This is a genomic window from Kitasatospora sp. NPDC004240, assembly GCF_053603215.1.
This window is the reverse complement of record NZ_JBSGFD010000400.1, coordinates 1-2,908: the sequence shown is the minus strand read 5'-3', so window position 1 is coordinate 2,908 and position 2,908 is coordinate 1. Positions and strand designations below refer to the sequence as shown.

The window sequence follows — 2,908 nt, the reverse complement described above, 5'->3', positions numbered from 1 at the left end:
CCCCACCTTTTTTAAAAGAATAAGCCGTAATACGAGTTTTTATATGTTGTGAGTGGAGTTCTGAGGTGTGCTCTTCCGATGCGGGGCGGGCCGGCCGGCCGCGACGGCGGTACGGCACCTGGCCGCCCGGCGCGCCGCGGCGGCGCCGGGCGAGGGGGCGTCCGGCCACCCCTACCTGACGGCCCTGCGCCTGATCGGCCGGGAGGCGGGCTTCACCGTGCCCGCTCCCCCGCCCGGGCCCCCGGCCCCGGAGGCCTCGACCCCGGAGGCCCTGGCCGAGGCCGCCCGGGTGCGGGCGCGGCAGGTCCGGCTGCGCGGCCGGTGGTGGACCACCGACCTGGGCCCGCTGCTCGCCCACCGCCGCCCCCGGCCGGGCGAGCGCGAGCGGCGGCCGGTGGTGCTCCGGTGGCGGCGCGGCGGCTACCGGCTGATCGACCCCGTGGACGGCACCCGGACCAGGTGCACCCGGGCCCGCGCGGCCGCGCTGGAGGCGACCGCGACCACCTACACCCCGGCGCTGCCGCCCGACCCGGTGGGCGTCACCCGGCTGCTGCGCCTCGCCGCCCGGGGCGCCCGCGGCGACCTCGTCGCGCTGCTGCTCGGCGTCCTCGTGCTCGCCCTGCTCGGTCTGCTGACCCCGATCGTCACCGGTCGCGTCCTCGGCGTGCTGGTCCCGGCCGGCCGGGCCGACCTGGTGGTGCGGCTCGGGGTGGCGCTGATCGCGGCGGCGGTGGCCGCGGCCGGCCTCCAACTGGTCCAGAACCTGACCGCGTTACGACTGGCGGGCCGGCTGGAGAGCAGGTTGCAGAGCGCGGTCTGGGACCGCCTGCTCCGCCTGCCGGTGCGGTTCTTCGCGGGCCGGCGCTCCGGCGAACTCGCCGACGCGGCCCTCGGGATGGCGGCGGCCGGGGAGATCCTGGCGGGCGCGGTGGTGCTGGCCGCGCAGAGTCTGCTGGTCGGCGCCGTGCACGGGGCGCTGATGCTGCGCTGCGACCCGCGGCTCGGTCTGCTCGGCCTGGGACTCGCCGCCGCGGTCGTCGCCGTCTGCCTCCCGCCGGCGGTGGTCCAGATGCGCCGCCGCCGCGCCCTGTGGAAGGTGTCGGTCACCCTCTCCGACCTGCTGACGCGGCTGCTGGCGGGGCTGCCCAAGCTCCGGGTGGCCGCCGCCGAGGAGTTCGCCTTCCGCCACTGGAGCGAGCGCTTCGCCCACGCCCGCCGACTCACCCTGACCGTCCGCCGGTGGCAGTACGCGCTCACGGTCCTGAACGCGGGCCTCACCCCGCTGTGCGTCCTGGTCGTCTTCGCGGCCGTGACCCGGCCGGGTGGGCCGCCCGTCGGCGCGGACGACCTGCTCGCCTTCCACGTCTCCTTCGGTGTCCTGCTCGGCTGCGCCTACCAGCTGGTCGGGGCGGTCTCGGCGGCGCTGGCCACCGTCCCGCTGTTCGAGGAGGTCCGGCCGGTGCTCGCGCAGCCGCCCGAGCAGGACGGCCGGCGGGCCGATCCGGGCACGCTGACCGGGCGGCTCGCCTGCCGGCGGGTGTCCTTCGGATATCCGGGCGGCCCGCCCGTCCTGGACGGCGTCGACTTCGACCTCGCGCCCGGCGAATCCCTCGCGGTGGTCGGCGCGACCGGCTGCGGGAAATCGACGCTGCTCCGGCTGCTCCTCGGTTTCGAGGCACCGGCGAGCGGCACCGTGGAGTACGACGGGAAATCGCTCACCGAAATCGACCCGTCGGCCGTCAGACGCCAGTGCGGGGTGGTCCTGCAGGACAGCCGGATATTCGCCGGCACCATTCTCTCGAACATCTGCGGGGACACCGGCGCCACCGTGGACGACGCCTGGGCGGCGGCCCGCACCGCCGCCCTCGACCGGGATCTCGCCGAGCTGCCGATGGGCCTGGACACCGTGCTCCAGGACGGCGGGGCGAGCCTCTCCGCGGGGCAGCGGCAACGGCTGCTGATCGCCCGCGCGGTGGCCGGCCGGCCGCGCCTGCTGCTGTTGGACGAGGCCACCAGCGCACTGGACAACGCCACCCAGGCCGTGGTGGCCGGGAACCTCGACCGGCTCGGGGTGACCAGGGTGCTGATCGCCCACCGGCTGTCCACGGTGCTGGGCGCGGACCGCGTCCTGGTCCTGGACGGCGGGCGGGTGGTCCAGTCCGGCCGCCCGGCCGAACTCCTGGCCGATGAGCACGGCCCCTTCCGCCGGTTGGCGCACCGCCGGCCGTGAAACAGCTCCCCCGGCGGGAATTCCGGGCACGCCACCCGGCCTTTCGGCATGCCTCGAAATAGCCCCGGAATTACCTCCGGAAACTTCCCCGGAAAACTTCCCGGACGCAATTGACAAGCCCCTCCGAAACTCGCCAGTCTTTCCCCCGTCGCCACTCCGGTGCGACATCCAAGGAATCACCGGAAGATCACCAGAAGGAGAAATGAGATGGACCAGCAGGACCGTCAGAACTTCGTGAACAACTACTCCGGGCTGCTCACCGCCGTCTGGTCGGACGAGAGCTTCGCCGAACTGCTCGCGGCCTCCCCGGTCGAGGTGCTCGCCGACGCCGGCCTGGAGCTCGTCGAGGGCGCCCGGGTCGAGCTGGTCCGGGACGGCGACGGCGAGCCCGACCTGGAGGCGCAGATCCAGGCCTGGGAGCGCGGCGCGCAGACCGGCGTCTACACCCTGTACGTGCCGAGCTGCCCGGTGATCGAGACCCAGGAGCTGACCGAGGCCGAACTGGAGGCCGTGGCCGGCGGCACCAACGACAACAACGGCGGCACCACCGTGTACTGCTGCTGCACCCCGTGCTGCACCTGCTGCGGCGGTGGCGGCGGTGGCGGCGGCGGCAAGCCGCGTCCGGTGATCTGACGCACCACCGGCCCGCCCGGCCCGGTTCGCCGGGCCGGGCGGGCC

The 2,908-nt window shown here is 74.6% G+C and carries 2 protein-coding genes; both read left to right on the top strand.

Annotated features, from left to right (window positions below):
* The first annotated feature begins 67 nt into the window (after positions 1-67).
* Positions 68-2,230, top strand: coding sequence for an ATP-binding cassette domain-containing protein (locus tag ACWEQL_RS41940; protein WP_452156806.1), 2,163 nt, complete (start codon positions 68-70; stop codon positions 2,228-2,230).
* Between the two features lie 207 nt (positions 2,231-2,437).
* Positions 2,438-2,863: a hypothetical protein gene (locus ACWEQL_RS41935; protein WP_452156804.1), complete on the top strand. Its 426-nt coding sequence runs from the start codon at positions 2,438-2,440 to the stop codon at positions 2,861-2,863.
* Positions 2,864-2,908: the final 45 nt, after the last annotated feature.